We start from the raw sequence: 21570 nt of genomic DNA on the forward strand, positions 1-21570 counted from the left end.
GGGCCGCTTGCGGCCGACGCGCCCGTCCGCTTTCCGGCGGGGGTACGCGGGCCCGCCCGCCCCGTGATCGGCTACGGTCACCGGCATGACCTGGGATGATCTCGACGCCCATCTGGACCGGGTGCCGGGCACCGTCTCGGCATACGTCTGTCGACTCGACGCGCCCCCGACATGGACCCGCCACGCCGACGCCGGCCACTACGCCGCCAGCACCATGAAGGTGGGGGTGCTGGCCGCGCTGCACCGCGCCGCCGAGGCCGGCACCCTGGAGTTGGACGCCGACGTCCCGGTGGTCAACGAGTTCGACTCGGCCCAGCCCGGCGCTCCCCGCTTCTCCTGCGCCCCGCACTACGACAACGACGACGCCGTGTGGGACCGGCTCGGCGGCACCGCGCCCCTGCGCTGGCTCGCCGAACGGATGATCGTACGGTCCAGCAACCTGGCGACCAACCTGGTCATCGGGCACGTCGGGTTGCCCGCGGTGGCCGAGGTGTGGTCGCTGGCCGGTGCCCGCAACAGCGTCACCGGCCGGGGCATCGAGGACTTCGCCGCCCGCGAGGCAGGCATCACCAACACCGTCACCGCCGCCGACCTGGCCGCCCTGCTGGGCGCGCTGGCCAGCGGCGCCACGACTCCCGGCCGCCTCGCCTCGCCGGCCGGCTGCGCGACCATGCTCGACGTGCTGCTCGCCCAGGAGCACCGCGAGGACCTGGCCGCCGGCCTGCCCGAGGGCACCCGCGTCGCGCTCAAGAACGGCTGGGTACGCGGCGTGCGCCACAGCGTCGGCGTGGTGCTGCCCGACGACGCACCGCCGTACGTCATCGCGGTGTGCACCACCACCGACCTGGCCGACAGCGACGAGGGCGTCGAGGACGACGCCTGCCGCCTGATCGCGCACGTCTCGGCGCAGGCCTGGGCGGCCCGCCACCGGCTCTGAGGCCGGCACCCGCCGATCCGGCTAGGCTGCTGCCACCCCACCCCGGAGCCGCTGATGCCTCGCAGCCGTACCCTGCTCGTCGTCTTTTCCGTCGTGACGGCGGCGAACCTGCTGGCCAACGCCGTCGACAGTGCAGTGGCCGAGCTGCTCACCAAGCCGCTGCTGATGCCGCTGCTGGCCGCGTACCTCTGGCGGGCGGCCACCGAACGCGGCGCCCGGCCGGACTATCTGGTGCTCGCCGCGTTGGCCTGCTCCACGGCCGGCGACGTGGCGCTGCTGGCCTCCGGAACCGGCTGGTTCATGGCCGGCATGGTCTGCTTCCTCGCCGCCCACGTCTGCTACCTCGTGGCCTTCACCCGGCACGGCGCCGCGACGCGGCTGCGCCGTCCGCCGCTGGTCGCGGTGCCTCTGCTGTACGCGGCGCTGACCGTCGCCGCGCTGGCCTGGATGTGGGCGGGGCTGACCGAGGCCGGGCTGGCCGTGCCGGTGGCCGGCTACGCCGTCGCGCTGGCGGCGATGGCCACCACCGCCGTGACCCAGGGCTGGCGGGTCGGTGTGGGCGCCGCGCTGTTCCTCGGCTCCGATCTGCTGATCGCCTCCGGGGTGGCCGACGTGGCCCAGCCGCCCGGCGCGTCGGTGCTCGTGATGGCGACGTACGCGGCCGGCCAGGCGCTGATCGTCATCGGGCGGGTCGCACGCGCCGACGTGCCGACCGCCGTGGCGGTCACTCCAGCAGTTGCGCCCGCAGCGCCGTGAGGACCTCGTCGGTCAGCCCCAGCCCGTCGCGCAGGTAGCCGTCGAACGAGCCGTGCACCCGGCGCACCTCCTGGTAGCCGGCGTCGAGGTACTCGGCACGGACCTCCAGCACCGGCAGCACCGCGTCGACGTCCAGGCCGGGCTGCCGGCGTCGCATCGCCTCGATGATCACCGCCCGGAGGCTGTCGGTCAGCTCGTTGTTGCGCAGGTACTCGGCGCGGATCGCGGCCTCGTCCACACCGAGCGCGGTCAGCAGGACGACGGTGAGCCACCCGGTGCGGTCCTTGCCCGCGGAGCAGTGGTAGAGCAGCGGAAGGTTCTCCGGCCGGGCGGCCAGCCGCACCGCCGCGCCGAAGTTGACCCGGGCCGACTCGCCGGTGACGAACCATCGGTAGATCTCGGCCATCGCCCCCGCCGTGCCCTGCCGGGCCAGCTCCGCGTACGCGTCGAGGTCGTGGCCGAGCAGCACCGCCGAGACGTACGTGAAGACCGGGTGCTCCGGATCGTGCACCGGCAGGTGCACGACCCGCGGCTCGCCGGCCAGCCGGTCGGGCGGGGCGACATCGATCTCCGCCGAGGCGCGCAGGTCGAGCACGCAGGCCGGCCCCAGCTTCGCGAGCACCGGCAGATCCTCGTCGGTGAGCCGACCCAGCGCCGGAGTGCGGAGCAGCCGTCCGGCCCGCACCCTGCGGCCGTCGGCGCCGAGCAGCCCGCCCAGGTCACGGGCGTTCGGTGCGCCCACCAGCTCCCAGTCCCGTTCGACCATCCGGTCTCTCCTCCCGTCGCGTGTCTGCGTATAGGGTGCCCCAATGACGATCTCGGCGGTACGCACCCACCGCGTTTCTGCCCCCTTACACACCCCGTTCGTCACCGCGCTGCGCCGTACCACCACAGTGGAAACCCTGGTCGTCGAGCTGATCGACGCCGACGGTCGGTCCGGCTTCGGCGAGGCGCCGCAGGTGTGGCAGGTGACCGGCGCGTCGGTCGGCGGCGCGCAGGCGTGCGTACGCGAACTGCTCGGCCCGCTGCTCACCGGGCGGGACCCGGACGACCTGGTGGCCCGCTGCGCCGAGGTGCAGCGCGCCGTGGTCGGCAACGAGGCGGCGAAGGCCGCGATGGACGTGGCCCTGCACGACCTGGCCGCGCAGCGGTTGGGCGTACCCCTGGTGCGGTTGCTCGGCGGCACGGCCCTGCGGGTTCCGACGGACGTCACCCTCGCGGCGGGCGACGCGGTGGACCTGGCCACGGCCGCGCGGCAGCGGCAGGCCGACGGATTCGGCGTGCTGAAGCTGAAGGTCGGCACGGACGCGGCCGGCGACCTGGACCGGGTACGGGCGGTCCGGGCGGCGGTCGGCGCCGGGGTCCGGATCCGACTCGACGCCAATCAGGGCTGGACGCCGCGCGAGGCGGTCCGGGTGATCCGTGGCATCGAGGACGCCGGGCTGGACGTGGAGCTGGTCGAGCAGCCGGTGGCCCGCTGGGACCTGGACGGGCTGGCGTGGGTCAGCGACCGGGTGTCCGTGCCGATCCTGGCCGACGAGGCGGTCTTCGGGGTCCGCGACCTGGTTGAGGTGATCCGTCGCCGGGCCGCCGACCTGGTCAACGTCAAGCTGGCCAAGTGCGGCGGGCTGCAGCCGGCGCGCACCCTGCTGGAGCTGGCCGCCGCGCACGGGCTCGGCACTGTGGTCGGGTCGATGATGGAGAGTCAGGTCGGTATCGGCGCGGCGGCGAGCCTGGTCGCCGCGTACGGCACCACTGCCGTCGCCGACCTGGACGCCGCCTGGTGGCTGGCCTGGTCGCCGGTGCAGGGGGGCATCCGCTACGAGGGGCCGACAGTGGTGCTGCCGGATGCGCCTGGCCTGGGCATCTCCGGCCTGACTGAAGTAAAGGTGCAGACCCGCGGTTGATGACCGTTGGTTTCTTTCATAGGGTTCCCCTGAACAGCCGACACGAGCTGGGGGTTGACGTGGAACTGCAACAGGGCCGCGAGGCCATCGTCCGGGTCGCCGTCGCGACGCTGTGGTCCTCCCCCGAGGCGGTCCGGCCGGTCGACGGTCCCGCGCTCACGGCCGGCGTCGACATCCCGACGTGGGTTCGCGGCATGGACACCGACCAGCAGGTCGGCGACTGCGTGCTGAGCCAACTCCTGCTCGGCGAGCGGGTGCTGATCGACGAGCTGCGCCCCGACGGCTGGGCACGGGTCGTCGCCGTCGAGCAGCCGGCCGCCAAGCTCGATCCCCGCGGCTACCCGGGTTGGCTCCCCGCCGACCAGCTGACCCCCGTGGATCCCACAGTCAGCGGCGACCCGCTGATCGTGGACGCCACCGTCACCGGGCTGCACACCGCTCCGGGCGGGCCGGTGGCGCTGCCCGGCGTCGTCGTCGGCACGCGCCTCGTCCCGGCCGGCCCGGCCCGCGACGGCTGGCGACCGGTCCACGTCCCCGCCCAGGCCGCGCCGCTCTGGCTGCCCGACGGGCAGCTCGTCCCGGTGCCTACCGAGCCGCCCAGCGCCGCCGACGCGCTCGCGGTGGCCCAGCGACTGCTGGACGTCGCCTACATCTGGGGCGGGCTCTCCGCGTACGGCATCGACTGCTCGGGCCTCGTCCACCTGGCGTGGCGCCGGTTCGGCGTACTGCTGCCCCGCGACGCCGACGACCAGGCCGTCGCCACGACCCCGCTGCCCCTGGGCGCGGAGCGTCCTGGCGACCTCTACTTCTTCGCCCGCCCCGGCCGCAAGATCCACCACATCGGCATCGTCACCGCCGTCGCCGACGACCCGACGACCCGACGGATGCTGCACGCCTGCTACCGGCGACGACGGGTGCTGGAGGAACAGCTGCCGGCCGACCGGACGGCCACTCTCGTCGGCGTCCACCGGGTCTGACCGGTCGGGCCCGTGGTGCGGGCCCGACCGGTGGTGGTTCAGCGCCGGACCCCGGCCAGCTCGCGGCGGCGGTCCCGGGCGGACTTGGCCAGGCTCGCGATGGTGGCGATGCCCAACGTGCCGATGATGACCAGCAGGGACAGCCAGATCGGGATGTGCGGGGCCCAGCCGACGTGCTCCCCGCCGTTGATGAACGGCAGGTTGTTGTCGGCGAGCGCCTCCAGCACCAGCTTGACGCCGATGAAGCCCAGCACGACGGCCAGCCCGTAGCTCAGGTAGATCAGCCGGTCGAGCAGGCCGCCGAGCAGGAAGTAGAGCTGGCGCAGGCCCATCAGCGCGAAGACGTTCGCGGTGAAGACCAGGTACGGCTCCTGGGTGATGCCGAAGATCGCCGGGATCGAGTCCAGAGCGAAGATCAGGTCGGTGGTGCCGATCGCGATCATCACGATGAGCATCGGGGTGAACAGCCGACGCCCGTTCTCGTGGGTCATCAGCTTCGCGTCGTTGTAGCCCTTGGAGATCGGCAGCGCTCGGCGGCTCCACCGGATCAGCAGGTTCTCCGAGAACTCGTCCTCGTCCGGCTCACCCTGGCGGGCCAGGTTGACCGCCGTGTAGATCAGGAACGCGCCGAAGATGTAGAAGACCCAGGAGAACTGCGAGATCAGCGCCGCGCCGGCGGCGATGAAGCCACCGCGCATCACCAGCGCCAGCACGATGCCGATGAGCAGCACCTTCTGCTGGTACTGCCGGGGCACCCCGAAGCGGGCCATGATGATGACGAAGACGAAGAGGTTGTCGACCGAGAGGCTGTACTCGGTGAGCCAGCCGGTGTAGAACTGCCCCGCCGAACTGGCCCCGGCGGTCAACCAGACGCCGACGCCGAAGAGCAGGGCGAGACCCACGTAGAAGGCGACCCAGAGGCTCGATTCGCGCACGCTCGGCTCGTGCGGACGCCGGCCAATGATCAACAAATCGACGAGCAGCACCGCAGTCAGTGCGACGAGGGTCCCCGCCCACACCAATCCGGACACGTCCAACGTTCATTCCTCCGGCAGACACGCGGCGTCGGGCACACCGTAACGCCCCCGTGGGGGCTGGCGTGCCGCTGTCGCTCACTCTGGTGACTGTCGGAGGTCTCTTCCGCCCCCGACCCGCGAAGGGGTCGGCGACCGACGAAGCCGGGTCGAACGCCGAGGTGCCGGCGATCGTCCGTGCTGACGACTTCGTCACGGGGGAATACTCCCCTCCTCGGTGACCATTGTTGCCCACCACTCGCCGTGATCACACCCCGGGCGTCGGGTGTCACCGCGCACCCGATGCGCCCGCGTCATCGGGAATACGCCACACCGCCTAAGCCGTCCTAGGAGGCTAGTGTGTGTCAGGTGCGGCAACCGGCCCCGCGACACCCGCACGCCCCTGCGCGCCTACGCCGTGGGAGGCTTTGCGGCATGGTGCTTGAAGTCGCGCTGATCGACGTACTGCCCGGACACGAGGACGCGTTCGCCGCCGCGTACGCCCAGGGTCACCCGGTGCTCGCCGGGACGCCCGGCTGCCGATCGGTGCGGATGACCCGGGGCATCGAGTCCCCGACCCGGTTCGTGCTGCTGGTCGAGTGGGACTCGGTCGAGGCGCACGAGAAGAACTTCCGGGACACCGAACGGTTCGCCCAGTGGCGGGCGCTGATCGGGCCGCACTTCGCCGGGCCACCGGTGGTCGAGCACTTCCTCGACGTTCCGGCCTGAGGAATCTGTCGCACCCCGCGGTTATCGTGCCTCCCGCACGCGCCGGTCGCCGGCCCCGACGGGCTCGGGGGCGCCGGGTCCGGGGGCCGCGCGGGCGGCACCCGCCGCACCGCTGCTCACTCGCCGACGCGGCGGGCCAGCGCGGTGACCGTCTCCTCCGGTGACAGGGCTGCCGCCAGCAACGCCTCGGTCATCCGCTCGTACCTGTCGACGTCGAGCACGGTCGCCAAGCGGACGTCGGTGGTCAACGCCTCCAGCATCACCGTCCGCGGATCCGCCGGGTCGGGAAAGGCATACCAGGAGTACGGGGTGAGCGGGTGCAGGCCGCTGCCGGCCACCCCGCGCGGCAGCAGTCGCACCGTCACGTGGGCCAGCCCGGTCACCGTCACCAGGTGCCGCAACTGCTCTCGCCAGACGTCGACCGGCAGGTCACCCGGATCGCACACCGCCTCGGCGAGCACCGCCGTGTAGCGCGGCGGCTCGGCCCGGCGCAGCACCTCCTGCCGCATCGCCCGGGCGCGCACCTCCGCCTCCACGTCGACCTCCGGCGCGAGCAGGACGCCGGCGGCGACCCGCGACCGGGCGTACGCCGGCGTCTGGAGCAGCCCCGGCACGACCGCCGGCTGGTACTCGACGATGTCGGCCGCGCCCGCCTCCAACTCGGCGTAGATGCGCTGCCGCTCGCTCATCTCGCCGAGCGTCTTCCACCAGCCGCGGCTGGTGGCCGCATCCCGCGCGATCACGATCAGCGCGTCCCGGGCCGACGCCGGCACCTGGTAGATGTCGAGCAGGTCCAGCACATCGGCGAGATCCGGACGGCTCTGCCCCAGCTCGATGCGGGACAGTTTCGACGTCGACGCCCAGCCCAGCCGGTCGCAGACCTGCTCCAGGGTCAGCGCCTCGCGCCGACGTAACTGACGCAGCTCGGCGCCGAGCCGCGCGCGTCGAATGACAGGACTTGTTGGCAACGGCATCCCCGCCTCCCCATCGAGGGAGCGTACGCAGGACGATCACCCAGTGCAATAGCTTGCTTGCTCACCGCAATCGAGTGGTCGGCCGGCGGGCCGGGCGGGGACGCCGTTCGGGTAGCCCGGCCCACGCCGGCCGGGCCGCCCTCACTTCACCCCGGCGGCGTCCATGCCGCGTAGCTCCTTCTTCAGGTCGGCGACCTCGTCGCGGATCCGCGCCGCCAACTCGAACTGCAACTCGCGGGCGGCGGCCAGCATCTGGTCGTTGAGCTCCTGGATGAGCTGGGCGAGGTCGGCGCGGGCCATCCCCTCCCGGGACGGGGTGGCGGCGGTGGACCGACTGCGACTGCGGGTCTCCTTGACCGGCGCCTTGCCCCGGGAGAGCTGACGCGCCGCGCCGCCGACCCGGGAGTTCTCGGTGTCCTCCGCCTCGCGGTAGATGTCGTCCAGGATGTCGTGGATCTTTTTGCGCAGCGGCTCCGGACTGATCCCGTGTGCCTCGTTGTGCGCGATCTGCTTGGCGCGACGTCGGTCGGTCTCGTCGATCGCCGCCGCCATCGACGGGGTGATCTTGTCGGCGTACATGTGCACCTGGCCCGAGACGTTCCGGGCGGCCCGCCCGATGGTCTGGATCAGCGACCGACCGCTGCGCAGGAAGCCCTCCTTGTCGGCGTCGAGGATCGCCACGAGCGACACCTCGGGCAGGTCCAGACCCTCGCGGAGCAGGTTGATGCCGACCAGCACGTCGTACTCGCCCTTGCGCAGCTCGCGCAGCAGCTCCACCCGGCGCAGGGTGTCGACCTCGGAGTGCAGGTAGCGCACCCGGACGCCGTTCTCCAGGAGGTAGTCCGACAGGTCTTCGGCCATCTTCTTGGTGAGCGTCGTGACCAGCACCCGCTCGTCGCGGTCGGTCCGCAGCTTGATCTCGTGCATCAGATCGTCGATCTGACCCTTGGTCGGCTTGATCACGACCTGCGGGTCGACCAGCCCGGTGGGGCGGATGACCTGCTCGACGAACTCACCCTGGGCCTGTTCCAGCTCCCACGTGCCCGGGGTCGCCGACAGGCAGACCATCTGGCCGACCCGCTCCAGGAACTCGTCGAAACGCAGCGGCCGGTTGTCGGCGGCGCTGGGCAGCCGGAACCCGTGGTCGATGAGCATCCGCTTGCGGGAGGCGTCACCCTCGTACATGCTGCCGATCTGCGGGATCGTCACGTGCGACTCGTCGACCACGGTGAGGAAGTCGTCCGGGAAGTAGTCGAGCAGGGCGTGCGGCGGGCTGCCGGGCAGCCGCCCGTCCATGTGCATCGAGTAGTTCTCGATGCCGGAGCAGAAACCCACCTGCCGCATCATCTCGATGTCGTAGGTGGTGCGCATCCGCAGCCGCTGCGCCTCCAGCAGCTTGCCCTGGCGCTCCAGCTCGGCGAGGCGCTCGGCCAGCTCCACCTCGATGTCGCGGATGGCCCGCTCCATCCGCTCCGGACCGGCCGCGTAGTGCGTCGCCGGGAAGATCACCAACTGGTCGACCTCCCGGACCACGTCACCGGTCAACGGGTTGAGGTAGTAGAGCTTCTCCACCTCGTCGCCGAACAGCTCGATGCGGACCGCCAGCTCCTCGTACGCCGGGATGATCTCCAGCGTGTCGCCGCGGACCCGGAAGGTGCCCCGCTGGAAGGCCATGTCGTTGCGGGTGTACTGGATGTCGACCAGCCGCCGCAGCAACTGGTCGCGGTCGAGGTCCTGGCCGACCTGCACCTTCACCGCCCGGTTGAGGTATTCCTCCGGGGTGCCCAGGCCGTAGATCGCCGAGACGGTCGCCACCACGATCACGTCGCGGCGGGTGAGCAGCGACATCGTCGCCGAGTGCCGCAGCCGCTCGACCTCCTCGTTGATCGAGGAGTCCTTCTCGATGTAGGTGTCGGTCTGCGGAATGTACGCCTCGGGCTGGTAGTAGTCGTAGTACGAGACGAAGTATTCGACGGCGTTGTGCGGCAGCAACTCGCTGAACTCCTTGGCCAGCTGCGCGCAGAGCGTCTTGTTCGGGGCGAGCACCAGGGTGGGGCGCTGCAGCCGCTCGATCAGCCACGCGGTGGTGGCACTCTTGCCGGTGCCGGTCGCGCCGAGGAGCACCGTGTTGCGGTCGCCGCGCCGCACCCGGCGCTCAAGGTCGTCGATGGCGGCCGGCTGGTCGCCGGCCGGCTGGAATTCACTGACGACCTGGAAGCGGCCGTCGAGCCGGGGAATGTCGAGCGCCATGACCTCAACGGTACGCCGCAGGTCCGACACGTTCGGCCGTCGCGCAGAGTGCGTGATCGGCTTCGATATTCCCATTGTGTGGCCCATGTCACCGGGACTACCCTCTTCATGTAGGCCGCTCGCGGCGGCCGACCGGGCAGGAGGCCGGGCCGTCATCACGGCCGGCCGCCCCCGGCACAGCGGTCGCAGCACCCGGCTCGTCCGGCGTGCGCACCCGTGTGGTCGCGCTCGAGGCGCAGACCGGCCGCCGCGAGCGCCCCTGCCGCTTCGCCCCCAACTCGTCGCCCTCAGCTCGTCACCCCGTGCTGTCCCGCCCGTTTCACATCCGTGGACACCTCTTCGGCCCCGGCGCGCGGCCCCTCCCCCGACACCACACGCGCTGGCGACGCCGTCCGCACCGGCGGCCCGTCCGCCAACCCCGGCGGGGACCCGCGCGAGACGGACGCCACCGACACCGACAGCGTCGGTCCCTCCCGGGCGAGCCGTCGTCGGCGTACGGTGCTGCTGCTGCTCGCCCTGACCGCGGTGACGTCCGCGACGGCGCTGGTGGCCGGACTGCTGAGCTGGGCTCCCGACCCACCCGAGCCGACCCGACCGCTGACCGTCGCCGAGGCCGAACGGCTGGCCGCCATGCGGGTCACCAACCTTCGGGACCTGCGCGCCGGCCTCCACGTCACGGTCGGCGCCGGCGCCGCGCGTACCGAACTGGTGGGCTGGGTGGACTGGTCGCGGCCCCTGCTCTACCTGGATGTGGGCGGGCCGGGGGCGGGCGCCGAGCGTGGCCTGTTGCAGAGCGCCGGGTCGGTGCTGGTCACCCGTCCCGACCCGGCGGCCGTGCCCACCCCGGCCGCGCCGCCTCTGGTGCCACCGGCGGACGGCTGGCGGCTGCACCACCTGACGCCCGGCGCGGGCCTGGCACCGGTCCTCGATCTGTTCCTCGGCCTCGCCGCCGACCGACCGGACCCGTCCCCGGCGATGGACGGCGTCGACGCGCGCTGGGTCGCCCGGGACGTGGTCGCGGCCGGGCCGGTCGACGTCGTGCAGGCGCCACTGCCCACCGCAATCCCATCCAGCCCCGCCAGCGCGGCGACGGGCGGCACGGCGGCGACCGGTCCGGACGGGTCGACCCGCTACTGGCTCGACCGGGATGGCCGACTGCACAAACTGGTGACCCGGTTGCCCGGCGTCGGGCCGGTCACGGTGCTCCTCAACCGGATCGACCGTCCCACGCTGTCCCCGGTCGACGCTCTCGGCGGCCGACCCGGGCTGCCCCGCGCGCTCACGGATGCGGAGCAGCGCCGGCTGGACCGGCTGCCCGCCCGGCTGCGCGGCCAGGGCGGGGCCACGCTGACGCTTACCGCGCCGGTGGGCACGGACACCAACCTGCGGGGCGCCGGCTGGTTGAGCTGGGCCGCCCGCACGGCGTACGTGGCGGTCGCCGACCTGGGCGTACCGGACCGCCGGACCCTGCTGCACCGCGACGCGGCCGGCCTGTCCCGGACGGACGTGCCGGCCTCCGCCGGTGGCGGTGGCACCGCCGAGGTCCCGGGCCGGCCGCCGTTTCCGGTCCCGGCCGGGTCGTGGCGGCCCACCCGGTCCCCCCGCGACGACCTCGATCTGCTGGTCGATGCCGCGGTGGCCGCCGCCGGGCCGGTGGCGCTGCGCGGCGCGGCCGTGCGGGTACGCGAGGACCTCGCCGCCGGCCGGACCGTCGACGTCGTGGAGCTCCGCACGGCCGACGCACGCGTGCGCTACTGGATCGACCGCGACGGGTCGCTGCGCCGCGTGGAACTGCACACCGCCCCCGGCGCGTGGGCGCAGGTGGACCTCAGCCCCGCCGTGGTGCCCCGCCTCAATCCGCCGCCGCGCATCGCTCCACCGAGCAGCCCGCCCCGACCCGGGGCGCGCTGACCACACGCCCGTCAGCTGGTGGCACGGCTCTCAGGGCCGCCAGCCGGTCCGTGCGGCCCACTGCTCGGCCCGCAGGTACTCCTCGTCGAACCAGGGATCGCGGGCCGTTCCGGAGTCGGCAACCAGCGGTGCGGCGTCGACCAGATCCCGCTTGAACAGCAGGTACGTGGCCCGCTGATCCGGATCGGCGCGGAGGTGGTCACGCATGAGCAGCGCGTACCGCCAGCCCGGCGACTCGGCCTCCCGCACGTGCAGGCGCACCGGGCGATCCGGGTCGGCGCTGCCGTGCAGCCGCTTCTCCCACCGACCCCGGCCCGCCGGGCGCGGATCGTCCCACCAGTGCCCCGGCACGCGGGGAAACCCCGCGTTCGCCAGCCGGTCGGCCAGCGGCCCGTCGGCGTCGGCGAGGCTGGGCACGGCCACCTGCACGTCGATGACGTCATCGGCGGCGAGCCCGGGCACCGCCGTCGCACCGATGTGGTCGATCCGCAGATCCGCCGGGGCCAGCGCGTGACGGATCCGGGCGGCCAGCCGGGCGTACTGCTCGGGCCAGCTCGGATCGGCACCCACCCCGGCGCCGCGGTCCGGCACCGCCACGACCTGCCGCTGCCGCAGGTTGTGCTCGTAGGGACGCAGCCGCTGCCGCCACAGCGAATCCACCGCGGCGTGCAGCGCCGCCAGAGTGCCGTCATTGGTCAGCACCACGTCCGCCACGGCACGCCGACGGGCGTCGTCGGCCTGCGCGGCGATCCGCCGCTCGGCCTCCGCGCGGTCCATCCCCCGGTCGCGCATCAGCCGCTCCAGCCGGGTCGGCACGGCCGTCTGCACCACGATGACCAGGTGGTACGTCGGCGCGAGCCCCACCTCCACCAGCAGCGGTACGTCGTTGACGACTATCGCGTCGGGTGCCGCCGCCGCGACCAGTTCGGCCGTACGCGCCCGCACCCGGGGATGGGTGATCGCCTCCAACCGGCGGCGGGCGGTCTCGTCGGAGAACACCACGGCCCCCAACGCGGCGCGATCCAGCGCGCCGTCGGCGCCCAGCACCTTCTCCGAGAAGGTGGCGACGATTTCCGCGAGACCCTCCGTGCCCGGCGCGACGACCTCCCGGGCAATCTGGTCCGCGTCGACGAGCACCGCGCCCAACTCCACCAGCCGCGCGGCCACCGCGCTCTTGCCCGACCCGATCCCGCCGGTCAAACCCACCCTCAGCACCGCACCAGTCAACCCGATCACGGCTCGCCCACCAAACCACACCCGCCCCACGGGGAGCGCCGCAGGCCGTCCGGTGCGCTGCCCCTCGCCCGCGTCCTTTGCTCTGCTTCAACCGAGGAAACAGCTGCCGTCCGATAATCGGACACCGGGTGTTTCCTGGGCTGAAGCAGAGCAAAGGACGCGAGGTGGGTGGGGCGCTCCCGACCCGCCAGTGTCAGGTGATCAGGGCGAATCACGGCGACACGCCCCCTCGCCTCGGCGATGCTGCCTCCGGCGGCGGGTATGGCGAGGGCCCCGCCCCCGGCGATCGGAAAGATCGCGGGGACGGGGCCCGTCGTCGTTCAGCGGGTCACTTACCGCCGGCGAGCTTCTCCCGCAGAGCGGCGAGCGCCTCGTCGGTGGCCAGCGTGCCGGCCGGCTCCTCGGCCTGCCGGCTCGGGGCCGGGCTGGACGAGGAGGTGGTGCCGCCACCGGCGGCCGGAACGGCCGGGGTCGGGTTGGCAGCGGCCTCGGCGTCGGCGGCGCGAGAGGTCTGCACCTGCTTGGTGTGGGCCTCCCAACGCTGACGGGCCTCGGCGTACTGGTTCTCCCAGGTCTCGCGCTGCTTGTCGTACCCCTCGAGCCACTCGCCCGTCTCCGGGTCGAAGCCCTCCGGGTAGATGTAGTTGCCCTCGGCGTCGTACGTCGCGGCCATGCCGTAGAGGGTCGGGTCGAAGTGCTCCTCGCCCTCGACGAAGCCCTCGTTGGCCTGCTTGAGCGACAGCGAGATCCGGCGGCGCTCCAGGTCGATGTCGATGACCTTGACCATGACCTCGGAGCCGACCTGGACGACCTGCTCCGGGATCTCCACGTGGCGCTCGGCCAGCTCGGAGATGTGGACCAGGCCCTCGATGCCGTCGTCCACCCGGACGAACGCACCGAACGGGACGAGCTTGGTGACCTTACCCGGCACGATCTGCTGGATCGCGTGGGTGCGGGCGAACTGCCGCCACGGGTCCTCCTGGGTCGCCTTCAGCGACAGCGAGACGCGCTCGCGGTCCAGGTCGACGTCCAGAACCTCGACCTCGACCTCCTGGCCGACCTCGACGACCTCGGACGGGTGGTCGATGTGCTTCCAGGACAGCTCGGAGACGTGCACCAGACCGTCGACGCCGCCGAGGTCCACGAAGGCGCCGAAGTTGACGATCGAGGACACGACGCCCTTGCGGACCTGGCCCTTCTGCAGCTTGTTGAGGAACTCGGTGCGCACCTCGGACTGCGTCTGCTCCAGCCAGGCCCGGCGGGACAGGACCACGTTGTTGCGGTTCTTGTCCAGCTCAATGATCTTGGCCTCGAGCTCACGCCCGACGTACGGCTGCAGGTCGCGCACGCGCCGCATCTCGACCAGGGACGCGGGCAGGAAGCCGCGCAGCCCGATGTCGAGGATGAGACCACCCTTGACCACCTCGATGACCGAGCCGCGGACGACACCGTCCTCGTCCTTGATCTTCTCGATCGTGCCCCAGGCCCGCTCGTACTGCGCCCGCTTCTTGGAGAGGATCAGACGACCCTCCTTGTCCTCCTTCTGGAGGACCAGGGCCTCGATGTGGTCACCAACCGTCACAACCTCGGCGGGGTCCACGTCGTGCTTGATCGACAACTCCCGAGAGGGGATGACACCCTCGGTCTTGTAGCCGATGTCGAGCAGGACCTCGTCCCGATCGACCTTGACGACGGTGCCTTCGACAATGTCGCCGTCGTTGAAGTACTTGATGGTCTCGTCGATCGCGGCGAGGAATGCCTCCTCGGAACCGAGATCGTCGTGGGTGACCCGGGTGGCGCTCGAGGGGGCCTCGATGCTGCTCGTCATGTGGGCGGTTGCTCCGGTCGGATGGGTTGTCACAGCAGGCTGGTGTCGCGGTGACCTGTTCGCGCCAGCGGATCCGTCGCCGGGCACACCGAACGATCACCTACTGGGATCATGATGTGCTCCGTCGACCGCGCACCTGCTCCCTGCCGAGACACACGATCCGCGAGCGCATCGTCTAGCCTACCGTGCGCATTACCACAGCGTGCAAGCCCTCCCGACTCGTCGACGCGTGATGACCTGCGAAAGCCGAACAATCGCCCGGAAACGACCCCACCTGTCTCGTACGTCACAGGGGCCCCACCGCGCCCTCCCGGTGGGGTGGCGGGGCGATCCCGCGCCACGACTTCGAGGAAACCGAGTCGATCAGGCCGCGCCGCCGCCGCCATCGGGTTGGCCGGGGCCTAGCGTGAGCGCGTGGATGACGACAGCCGGGTGACCCGGCGCCGGGTGGGTGACGCCGAGGCCCGGCGGGCCAACCGCGGCTGGTGGGACACCGACGCCGACGACTACCAGGCCGAGCACGGGGGTTTCCTCGGCGACGTCGACTTCGTCTGGTGCCCGGAGGGGCTGCGCGAGGCCGACGCCCGCCTGCTCGGTGACCTGTCGGGGCGGCGGGTGCTGGAGGTGGGTTGCGGCGCGGCCGCCGCCGCCCGCTGGCTCGCCACGCAGGGCGCGCGTCCGATCGCCTTCGACCTGTCCGCCGGCATGTTGCGGCACGCCGCGCAGGCCGCCGACCGCACCGGGGTACGTGTACCGCTGGTACAGGCCGACGCGCTCGCCCTGCCCTTCGCCGACCGTTCGTTCGACCTGGCCTGCACGGCGTTCGGCGCGATCCCCTTCGTGGACGACTCGGCGGCCCTGCTCGCCGAGGTGCACCGGGTGCTGCGCCCGGGCGGCCGATGGGTGTTCTCCGTGACCCACCCGATGCGCTGGATCTTCCTCGACGATCCCGGCGAGGGCGGGCTGACGGCCGTGCACTCGTACTTCGACCGCTCCCCCTACGTCGAGCAGGACGACGCCGGCGTCGCCACCTACGTCGAGCAGCACCGGACCCTCGGCGACCGGATCCGCGAACTGGTCGGCGCCGGATTCCGGCTGCTGGACCTGGTGGAGCCGGAGTGGCCGCAGGGACACGAGGGGATCTGGGGGCAGTGGAGCCCGCTGCGCGGGCGGCTCTTCCCCGGCACCGCCATCTTCGTCACCGAGAAGCCGGCCGGGTGAGCGCGTCGCACCCGCGGTCCGACCTGCGATCCATCGATCGCCGGTAGGCTCGACCCCATGAGCGCCGAGCCCATCCCGACACCACCTGGCCCCTGGTGTCCGGATCCGATGCGGCAGCAGCGTGCCGACTACACGCTGGAGGACCTGCTCACCCTGCCGGACGACGCCCCCCGCGTCGAACTCGTCGACGGAGTTGTCCAGGTGACACCCTCCCCCACCCTGGGCCATCAGGACATCTGCAGCCTGCTGTGGCTGTGGCTGCGCTCGCACGCCCCGGCGGACCTTCGTGCTGCCCAAGCAGTCGGAGTCGCGCTCAGCCGCAACACGAGCCGGCAGCCGGACGTGCTGCTCTGCCGTGCCGAGATCCCGTCCAACCGGTCCACACTGCGGCCGGCGGACGTCGTCCTCGCCGTGGAGATCGTTTCGCCGGGCACGCGACGGACCGACAGGTTCGCGAAACCGGGTGAGTACGCCGCCGCCGGCATCCCGTTCTACTGGCGGATCGAGCAGGACCCGGTGCACGTGTACGCGTACCGGATCGGCGACCGGGTGGGGCCGGGCGGTGAGCGGCAGTACGAGCTGGTCGCCGACGGCGCTGACGTGATCGAGCTGGCCGAGCCGTTCGACATCAAGCTGCCGGTCGCCGAGATCACCCCGTAGTCGTTTCTCCTCGGCCAGGTCGGGTAGCCGAGAGCCATGGCCGAACGTGATGATGGCCGGGACACCTACCGGGAGTTCACCGAGGCGGTGAACATGAAGCCCGGCGAGCTGTCCACGTGGCTGGAGACCGACGAGTCGAAGCAGGTCGGCTGGCACAAGGGCGGTCGCGCCGGTGGCGGCGAGTCCGTCGGCCACGAGTCCGGCCGGAAGATCATCGACCTGCTCCGCCGTAAACGCGGTGACCTGTCCGAGGGCGACTACAAGCACATGCGCAAGGTGGTCGGCTACGTCCGCCGGCACATGGCGCAGCGCCCGTCCGGCAACGTCCGCGACACCAAGTGGCGCTGGTCCCTCATGAACTGGGGCCACGACCCCATGAAGTAGGAACCGACCACCCGCCGAGGCTCCCACCACAAGATCCACACAACTTCGGCGAAGTTGGTGCCTCAGGACACGACGACCCAGCAATTACCCCGAAGTTGCGCACATCATGAACGGCGCGGGACACGGACAGCGCGGAGGTTGCCCGCCTGGCCAGGACGCCGCCCACCACGCCAACGGCCGCGACCAAGGGCGACCGAGTCAGGGGTTCCGGGGCAGCCCGACCCACGCAGGGATCAAGCCTGACCGCCCGGAGTGGGTCGGGCTGCCCCGGAACCCCACACCGCAACCATCCAAGGGTGTGCGCGCTTCCCAGGGAACCCCCACACCGCGACCGAGGGTCAGTGATCAGCGCTGTTCCAGTCCCGGCCTTCGCCGACCGACACCTCCAGCGGCACCGACAGCGGGTACGCCCCACCCATCTCGCGCCGCACCAGCGCCTCCAACGCCTCCCGCTCGCCCGGGGCGACCTCGAAGACCAGCTCGTCGTGCACCTGCAACAGCATCCGGGAGCGCAGGCCGGCATCGGCGAGCGCGGTGTCGACGTGCAGCATCGCCACCTTGATGATGTCGGCGGCCGACCCCTGGATGGGGGCGTTGAGAGCCATCCGCTCGGCGATGTCGCGGCGCTGCCGGTTGTCGCTCACCAGGTCGGGCAGGTAGCGGCGGCGGCCCAGGATGGTCGAGGTGTAGCCGTCCTGGCGGGCCCTGGCGACGACCTGGTGCAGGTAGTCGCGCACTCCGCCGAAGCCGGCGAAGTAGTTCTCCATCAGGCCACGGGCCTCTTCGGTGTTGATGTTGAGCTGCTGGGACAGGCCGAACGCGCTGAGCCCGTACGCCAGGCCGTAGTTCATCGCCTTGATTTTGCGTCGCTGGTCGGGGGTGACCTCGTCGACCGGCACGCCGAAGACGGACGAGGCGGTGGCGGCGTGGAAGTCGGCCCCGGAGTTGAACGCCTCGATCAACGCGTCGTCCGAGGAGAGGTGCGCCATGATCCGCATTTCGATCTGGCTGTAGTCGGCGGTGAGCAGGCACTCGTACCCCTCACCCACCACGAAGGCCCGGCGGATGCGCCGGCCCTCCTCGGTGCGGATCGGGATGTTCTGCAGGTTGGGCTCGGTCGAGGAGAGGCGCCCGGTGGCCGCCACCGTCTGGTTGAAGGTGGTGTGGATCCGGCCGTCGTCGGAGACGGACTTGAGCAGGCCGTCCACTGTCGACTTGAGCTTGGCGACGTCGCGGTGGCGCAGCAGGTGGGCCAGCACCGGGTGCGGCTGCTGCGCGTAGAGCCACTGCAGGGCGTCGGCGTCGGTCGTGTAGCCCGTCTTGATCTTCTTGGTCTTCGGCAGGCCCAACTCGGTGAAGAGGATCTCCTGCAACTGCTTGGGCGAGCCGAGGTTGAACTCGCGGCCCACCGCCTCGTACGCGCCCTGCGCCGCGGCCTTGACCTCGGCGGCGAAGTGCGCCTCCAACTCGGAGAGGTAGTCGGTGTCGGCGGCGATGCCGGTGCGCTCCATGCCCGCGAGCACCCGCATCAGCGGCAGCTCCACCCCGGCCATCAGCCGCGCGGACTGCTCGCCGTCGCGGGACAGCTCGGCGTCGATCGCGTCGGCCAGGTCGAGGGTGGCGCGGGCCTGGAGCATGAGGTTCTGCTCGACCACGCCCTCGTCGCCCAGCCCGTCGAGGGTGAGCTGCCCGGTCTCGGGCACGTCCACCCGCAGCTCGCGGTGCAGGTAGCGCAGGGCCAGGTCGGTCAGGTCGTAGGACCGCTGGTCGGGACGGGCCAGGTACGCGGCGATCTGGGTGTCGCGGACGATGCCGGCCAGGTCCCAGCCGTGTGCGGCGCAGGCCAGCACCGCCGGCTTGCTGTCGTGCAGCACCTTGGGCCGCTGCGCGTCGGCCAGCCACCCCGCGAGGGCGCTCTCGTCGGAGGCGTCCAGGCCGGTCGGGTCCACCCAGGCGGCCGCGCCCCCGGCGCTGGCCAGCGCCAGGCCGGTGATCGAGGCGGTGTGCCGGCGGTTGGGGCCGGTGTCGAGCTTGACCGCGAGCCCGACCGGGGTGCCGGTCGGGGCGTGCATGCCCAGCCAGGCGGCGAGCCCGCCCGGCTCGGTGAGCACCTCACCGGTCAGGTCGAAGCCCGACTCGGCCTCCGGCTCGACGGCCTCCAGATACTGGTAGAGGCGGTCGCGCAGGATGCGGAACTCGAGGGTGTCGAAGACCTGGTGCACGGCCTCCCGGTCCCAGCCGGTCCAGCGGGTGTCCTCCGGGCGCAGCGGCAGCTCCAGGTCGGAGACGAGACGGTTGATCTCGTAGTTGCGGATCACGTCGGCCAGCCGCTCCCGCAGGCTGTCGCCGGCCTTGCCCTTGATCTCGTCGGCGCGGGCGATGACGCCCTCCACGCCGCCGTACGTGGTGATCCACTTGGCCGCGGTCTTCGGGCCGACGCCGGGGATGCCGGGCAGGTTGTCACTGGTCTCGCCGACCAACGCGGCCAGGTCCCGATACTGCTGCGGCCCGACGCCGTACTTGGCCTCGATCGCGGCAGGGTCCATCCGGGCCAGGTCGGAGACGCCCTTGCGCGGGTAGAGGACGGTGATCTGGTCGTCGACCAGCTGGAACGCGTCCCGGTCGCCGCTGCTGATCAGCACCGACATGCCCTGGTCGCGGGCCTGGCAGGCGAGCGTCGCGATGACGTCATCGGCCTCGTAGCCCTCCATCTCGACCACCGGGATCTGCAGCGCCGCCAGGACCTCCTTGACGAGGCTGACCTGGCCCTTGAAGTCGGTCGGGGTCTCGCTGCGGCCGGCCTTGTACTCCGCGTACTTCTCCGTGCGGAAGGACCGGCGGGAGACGTCGAACGCGACGACGATGTGGGTGGGCTGCTCGTCGCGCAGCACGTTGATCAGCATCGAGGTGAAGCCGTACACCGCGTTGGTCGGCTGACCCGTCGTGGTGGAGAAGTTTTCCACGGGCAGGGCGAAGAACGCCCGGTATGCCAGGGAATGTCCGTCGACGAGGAGCAGGCGCGGTGTCGTAGCTGTCACGGCAGCGACTCTAGTCCGTCGCACCGACAACCCCGGGTGGCGGCACCGCGCCACGGGCGCGAAAACGCACGCCACGGCACGCACGCCGACGGCCGGCCGCCCACGAGGGGACGACCGGCCGCCGGATGCGGTGGCTCAGGCCACGCCGAGGTACGCCTCCTTGACCGACGGGTCGTGCAGCAGGTCCTGGCCGGACCCCTCCTTCACGATCCGACCGGTCTCCAGCACGTACCCGCGGTGCGCCCGGGAGAGCGCCTGCTGGGCGTTCTGCTCGACCAGCAGGATGGTGGTGCCCTGCTGGTTGATCTCGGTGATGATGTCGAAGATCTGCCGGATCACCAGCGGAGCCAGACCCATCGACGGCTCGTCGAGCAACAGCAGCTTCGGCCGGCTCATCAGCGCCCGACCGACCGCGAGCATCTGCTGCTCGCCGCCGGAGAGGGTGCCGCCGGCCTGCTTGCGCCGCTCGGCCAGCCGCGGGAAGAGGGTCAGCACCCGCTCCAGGTCGGCGGCGATGCCGGCGGAGTCCCGCCGGGTGTACGCCCCCATGTCCAGGTTCTCCATGACCGTCATGCCGGGGAAGATCTGCCGCCCTTCGGGCGACTGACACAACCCCCGCACCACCCGCAGGTCGGCCCGGAGCTTGCTGATGTCCTCACCGTTGAACGTGATCTTCCCGGCGCTGAGCGACCTGGTCCCGGAGATGGCACGCATCGTGGTGGTCTTACCGGCGCCGTTCGCGCCGATCAGGGCCACCACCTCACCCTCGTTGACGGTGAGGCTGATCCCGTGCAACGCCTCGATCCGGCCGTACGCGACGGCGACGTCCTCGAGCTCAAGCAGCGTCATCGGCGGGCTCCCCCAGGTACGCGGCGATCACCTTCGGATCGCGGCTGACCTCCGCGGGCGCACCCTCGGCGATCTTGCGGCCGAACTCCAGCACCACGATCCGGTCGGTGACACCCATGACCAGCCGCATGTCGTGCTCGATGAGCAGGACGGTCAGGCCCATGTCACGGATCTTGCGGATCAGGGTGAGGAGCTCCTCCTTCTCCGCCGGGTTGAAGCCGGCGGCCGGCTCGTCCAGGCAGATCAGCTTCGGCTCGGTGGCCAGCGCGCGGGCGATCTCCAACCGGCGCTGGTACCCGTACGGCAGGTTGCGCGCCTCGTCGTTGGCCCGGTCGGCGATCCCGACGAAGCGCAGCAACTCGAGCGCCTTGGCCTCCGCCGCCCGCTCCTCCAGGATGTGCCGGGACAGGCCGAAGATCTTCGCGGCCGACAGGCGCACCTGCTGCCAGGTCCGGACGATCCCGGACGCGGCGGTGACCTGCGGCAGCTCCTCCGGCTTGGGTCGCACCCGGTAGAGCCGGAACAGCGCCCCCGGCACACTTGTCTTGTGTCGGGAGTCCGTGCCGACCATGACGTTCTCCAGTGCCGTCATCTCCGGGAAGAGACGGATGTTCTGGAACGTCCGGGAGATGCCCAACTGGCTGATCTGGTGCGGCTTGCGGCCGGTCACCTTCTGACCCCGGAACCGGACCGCGCCGGACGTCGGCTTGTAGACCCCGGTCATCACGTTGAAGCTGGTGGTCTTGCCGGCGCCGTTGGGCCCGATGAGGCCGAGAATCTCGCCCTCGTAGATCTGGAAATTGATCTTGTCGAGGGCGACCACGCCGCCGAAGCGGAGCGTGACGTCGTCGACTTCGAGAAGCACCTGCCGAGGCCCCGGCTGAGTCGGGATCTTCGGCG

The 21570-nt window shown here is 71.6% G+C and carries 17 protein-coding genes and 1 pseudogene; 9 read left to right on the forward strand and 9 right to left on the reverse strand.

Annotated elements, in window-relative coordinates:
• The first annotated feature begins 85 nt into the window (after positions 1-85).
• Both AB0B97_RS31905 and AB0B97_RS31910 read left to right on the forward strand, forming a co-directional pair.
• Positions 86-937 carry a serine hydrolase gene (locus AB0B97_RS31905; RefSeq protein ID WP_357498967.1) on the forward strand — a complete coding sequence of 284 codons (852 nt, stop codon included), beginning with the start codon at positions 86-88 and terminating at the stop codon, positions 935-937.
• Positions 938-991: 54 nt separating this feature from the next.
• Positions 992-1693, forward strand: coding sequence for a lysoplasmalogenase (locus tag AB0B97_RS31910; RefSeq protein ID WP_357498969.1), 702 nt, complete (start codon positions 992-994; stop codon positions 1691-1693).
• Here the strand turns inward: AB0B97_RS31910 and AB0B97_RS31915 are convergent.
• A complete protein-coding gene (locus AB0B97_RS31915) occupies positions 1662-2459 on the reverse strand; it encodes a tyrosine-protein phosphatase (protein ID WP_357498971.1) in 798 nt (265 codons plus the stop codon). The two genes, AB0B97_RS31910 and AB0B97_RS31915, sit on opposite strands and share 32 nt — an antisense overlap.
• Positions 2460-2502: 43 nt before the next feature.
• Between AB0B97_RS31915 and AB0B97_RS31920 the strand changes: the two genes are divergently transcribed.
• Together AB0B97_RS31920 and AB0B97_RS31925 are read left to right on the forward strand one after the other, a co-directional pair.
• The gene (locus tag AB0B97_RS31920) at positions 2503-3600 is read left to right on the forward strand and encodes a dipeptide epimerase (RefSeq protein ID WP_357498973.1); all 1098 of its coding nucleotides are present in this window, start codon (positions 2503-2505) and stop codon (positions 3598-3600) included.
• 59 nt (positions 3601-3659) lie between these two features.
• Positions 3660-4577, forward strand: a complete 918-nt coding sequence (locus AB0B97_RS31925) for an NlpC/P60 family protein (RefSeq protein WP_234584527.1) — start codon at positions 3660-3662, stop codon at positions 4575-4577.
• A 38-nt stretch (positions 4578-4615) separates the two neighbouring features.
• Here the strand turns inward: AB0B97_RS31925 and AB0B97_RS31930 are convergent, their stop codons facing one another.
• Positions 4616-5614 (reverse strand): TerC family protein, encoded by a 999-nt coding sequence (locus tag AB0B97_RS31930; RefSeq protein WP_357498976.1) that lies wholly within the window; start codon positions 5612-5614, stop codon positions 4616-4618.
• Between the two features lie 411 nt (positions 5615-6025).
• Here AB0B97_RS31930 and AB0B97_RS31935 point away from each other — a divergent pair, with 411 nt between their 5' ends.
• Positions 6026-6319 (forward strand): antibiotic biosynthesis monooxygenase family protein, encoded by a 294-nt coding sequence (locus tag AB0B97_RS31935; protein WP_357498978.1) that lies wholly within the window; start codon positions 6026-6028, stop codon positions 6317-6319.
• Positions 6320-6435: 116 nt separating this feature from the next.
• Here AB0B97_RS31935 and AB0B97_RS31940 read toward each other — a convergent pair whose 3' ends face one another.
• The gene (locus AB0B97_RS31940; RefSeq protein WP_357498980.1) at positions 6436-7293 is read right to left on the reverse strand and encodes a helix-turn-helix transcriptional regulator; all 858 of its coding nucleotides are present in this window, start codon (positions 7291-7293) and stop codon (positions 6436-6438) included.
• 141 nt (positions 7294-7434) lie between these two features.
• Positions 7435-9543: an excinuclease ABC subunit UvrB gene (uvrB, locus tag AB0B97_RS31945; RefSeq protein WP_234584531.1), complete on the reverse strand. Its 2109-nt coding sequence runs from the start codon at positions 9541-9543 to the stop codon at positions 7435-7437.
• A gap of 327 nt (positions 9544-9870) precedes the next feature.
• Here uvrB and AB0B97_RS31950 point away from each other — a divergent pair, with 327 nt between their 5' ends.
• Positions 9871-11454, forward strand: coding sequence for a hypothetical protein (locus AB0B97_RS31950; RefSeq protein ID WP_357498983.1), 1584 nt, complete (start codon positions 9871-9873; stop codon positions 11452-11454).
• Between the two features lie 30 nt (positions 11455-11484).
• On the opposite strand, the gene coaE is transcribed toward AB0B97_RS31950, so the two are convergent.
• Positions 11485-12669 carry a dephospho-CoA kinase gene (gene coaE / locus AB0B97_RS31955; protein WP_357498985.1) on the reverse strand — a complete coding sequence of 395 codons (1185 nt, stop codon included), beginning with the start codon at positions 12667-12669 and terminating at the stop codon, positions 11485-11487.
• 349 nt (positions 12670-13018) lie between these two features.
• Positions 13019-14518 (reverse strand): 30S ribosomal protein S1, encoded by a 1500-nt coding sequence (gene rpsA / locus AB0B97_RS31960; RefSeq protein ID WP_109819865.1) that lies wholly within the window; start codon positions 14516-14518, stop codon positions 13019-13021.
• Positions 14519-14932: 414 nt separating this feature from the next.
• On the opposite strand from rpsA, the gene AB0B97_RS31965 reads away from it, so the two are divergent.
• From AB0B97_RS31965 to AB0B97_RS31975, 3 genes and pseudogenes are all read left to right on the forward strand, one after another.
• Entirely contained in the window at positions 14933-15739 is an 807-nt protein-coding gene (locus AB0B97_RS31965) for a class I SAM-dependent methyltransferase (protein WP_234584534.1), read from the forward strand.
• A 57-nt stretch (positions 15740-15796) separates the two neighbouring features.
• Complete coding sequence (locus tag AB0B97_RS31970; RefSeq protein ID WP_357498988.1) at positions 15797-16399, forward strand: Uma2 family endonuclease; 603 nt, start codon at positions 15797-15799, stop codon at positions 16397-16399.
• Between the two features lie 36 nt (positions 16400-16435).
• Positions 16436-16774, forward strand: a pseudogene (locus AB0B97_RS31975) (DUF3140 domain-containing protein); the annotation flags it as partial.
• Between the two features lie 347 nt (positions 16775-17121).
• Here AB0B97_RS31975 and polA read toward each other — a convergent pair.
• The 3 genes from polA to AB0B97_RS31990 form a co-directional block, all read right to left on the reverse strand.
• The gene (gene polA, locus AB0B97_RS31980; protein ID WP_357498990.1) at positions 17122-19821 is read right to left on the reverse strand and encodes a DNA polymerase I; all 2700 of its coding nucleotides are present in this window, start codon (positions 19819-19821) and stop codon (positions 17122-17124) included.
• 135 nt (positions 19822-19956) lie between these two features.
• Positions 19957-20670 (reverse strand): ABC transporter ATP-binding protein, encoded by a 714-nt coding sequence (locus AB0B97_RS31985; protein ID WP_234584537.1) that lies wholly within the window; start codon positions 20668-20670, stop codon positions 19957-19959.
• Entirely contained in the window at positions 20657-21562 is a 906-nt protein-coding gene (locus tag AB0B97_RS31990) for an ABC transporter ATP-binding protein (RefSeq protein WP_234584558.1), read from the reverse strand. Before AB0B97_RS31990 ends, AB0B97_RS31985 begins: the two co-directional genes overlap by 14 nt.
• Between the last annotated feature and the right edge of the window lie 8 nt (positions 21563-21570).

The organism is Micromonospora sp. NPDC049004, from assembly GCF_040649315.1.
GTDB lineage: Bacteria > Actinomycetota > Actinomycetes > Mycobacteriales > Micromonosporaceae > Micromonospora.